The sequence below is a fragment of the Blastomonas sp. UPD001 genome, from assembly GCF_003426715.1.
Classification (GTDB): Bacteria; Pseudomonadota; Alphaproteobacteria; order Sphingomonadales; family Sphingomonadaceae; genus Blastomonas.
In genome coordinates this window covers 1-1,473 of record NZ_QKVT01000063.1, presented here as the reverse complement: position 1 = coordinate 1,473, position 1,473 = coordinate 1, and the positions used below count along the sequence as shown (strand labels likewise).

The 1,473-nt window shown below is 58.6% G+C and carries 3 protein-coding genes; all 3 read left to right on the top strand.

The genetic code is table 11. The annotated features are described in order from the left end of the window. The first annotated feature begins 125 nt into the window (after positions 1 to 125). The 3 genes from DM995_RS18380 to DM995_RS18370 all read left to right on the top strand — a co-directional run bounded on the left by DM995_RS18380 (position 126) and on the right by DM995_RS18370 (position 1,311). Positions 126 to 389 carry a DUF5372 family protein gene (locus tag DM995_RS18380; protein WP_089046348.1) on the top strand — a complete coding sequence of 88 codons (264 nt, stop codon included), beginning with the start codon at positions 126 to 128 and terminating at the stop codon, positions 387 to 389. A gap of 180 nt (positions 390 to 569) precedes the next feature. Next, positions 570 to 1,019, top strand: coding sequence for a helix-turn-helix domain-containing protein (locus DM995_RS18375; protein WP_089046322.1), 450 nt, complete (start codon positions 570 to 572; stop codon positions 1,017 to 1,019). A 22-nt stretch (positions 1,020 to 1,041) separates the two neighbouring features. Continuing rightward, positions 1,042 to 1,311, top strand: a complete 270-nt coding sequence (locus tag DM995_RS18370; protein ID WP_013850832.1) for a hypothetical protein — start codon at positions 1,042 to 1,044, stop codon at positions 1,309 to 1,311. Positions 1,312 to 1,473 lie beyond the last annotated feature (162 nt).

Sequence of the window (1,473 nt, the reverse complement as noted above, 5' to 3'; positions counted from 1 at the left end):
CGCTGTGTCGGCGTCGGGAATGGGTGAGATGCGTATGTAGTCGCGTTTCAGGGTTTTGACGAAAGCCTCCGACATACCGTTCTTTCAAGTCCAGGACTGCAGTTCGTACTGACACTCAAGCCCGCATAGAGTTCGAGGTTACGCACCCGTTCCATCCGTGGCGCGGACAGCGCTTCGTGCTGTCGACACGCAAACAGAACTGGGGCGAAGACCGCGTCATGTTCTACGACGCCCAAGGACGGTTGCGTTCGCTTCCGGCCTCGTGGACCGATGTCAATGAGGCCGACTTGTTCAGTCAGGTTGCTGCAGGTCGGTCCTTCTCCCGCCCAGACGATCTGTCGGCGCTGGCGTCGTTGATTGATCACATTAAGCGCCGCCAGGAAGAATGACGAAGCGTCAAGTAAATTACGCCGCATATGTAAGCCTAATTATGCCGAGACGCGATGTCATTGATCGTCCAAGCAATAGGTAAGGCTCGATGTTACATGGGTTTCGGCGGTATTTGAGATATAATTTGATTGACGTGTGAGCAAAGTGCGGCATAATTTGCATTACACAGGGAGGCTCCCATGACTAAAGAAAGCAAGCCCGATCGCCTGCGCCAGATGGGCGCTCTGAACCCCAAGCCCGAGGGCGTCCGCGCCCCCTGGTTCCGGGAAGCAGGTTTCTTTGATCCACTCGATCTCGTGCAAGTGAAGTATGAGATGCTTCGGCACGCCCGCGAAGACGGCACCAACAAAGCGGATGCGGCCGCGCTTTTCGGGCTGTCTCGGCAGACCTACTATCAAGCGGAGGCCGCGTTCGAGCGCGATGGCATGTCCGGCCTCTTGCCGCGCACCCGCGGGCCGAAGTCAGCCCACAAGCTTACTGGCGAGGTGATGCGTCTCGTCGAGGAGCATCTCGATGTGAACGGCCAACTGCAGGCCCGTTCTCTGGCGGACCTAGTGCATGCGAGACTGGGCATCAGCGTCCATCCTCGCAGCATCGAACGCGCGGTGGCGCGTAAAAAAAAACGATGAAGAGCCGACGCACGCAATCGCCATGTCGGAGAACGGCAAGGATGTTTACGAAGCGCTCCGCGCCGATGTTATTTGCGGTACGGCTTGCGCGAGGCGCATGGGCGCCATCGTCTTCCACGGACTGTGGCGCGGCCTGGCAGTACTGATCGCACCACATCAATCCGCGATAGCGCGACAGCAGTCGACGCCTCGGCTCAAGACAACTTCACTGGTCGCGCACGATCGCCAGCTCGTGCACATGCTCGCCAATATGGTGCTGGCAGCAGAGACAGGAGGAAGCCATGTCTACTGATAATGCCATGAAGATTAGCGCCGATCACCTGCGGCGCGATGCGTTTCTCTACGTCCGCCAGTCCTCCCTTCGTCAGGTGTTTGAGAACACCGAGAGCACGAAGCGGCAATATGCACTGCGGGACCGCGCGGTGGCGCTGGGTTGGCCGATTGAGCGTGTCCA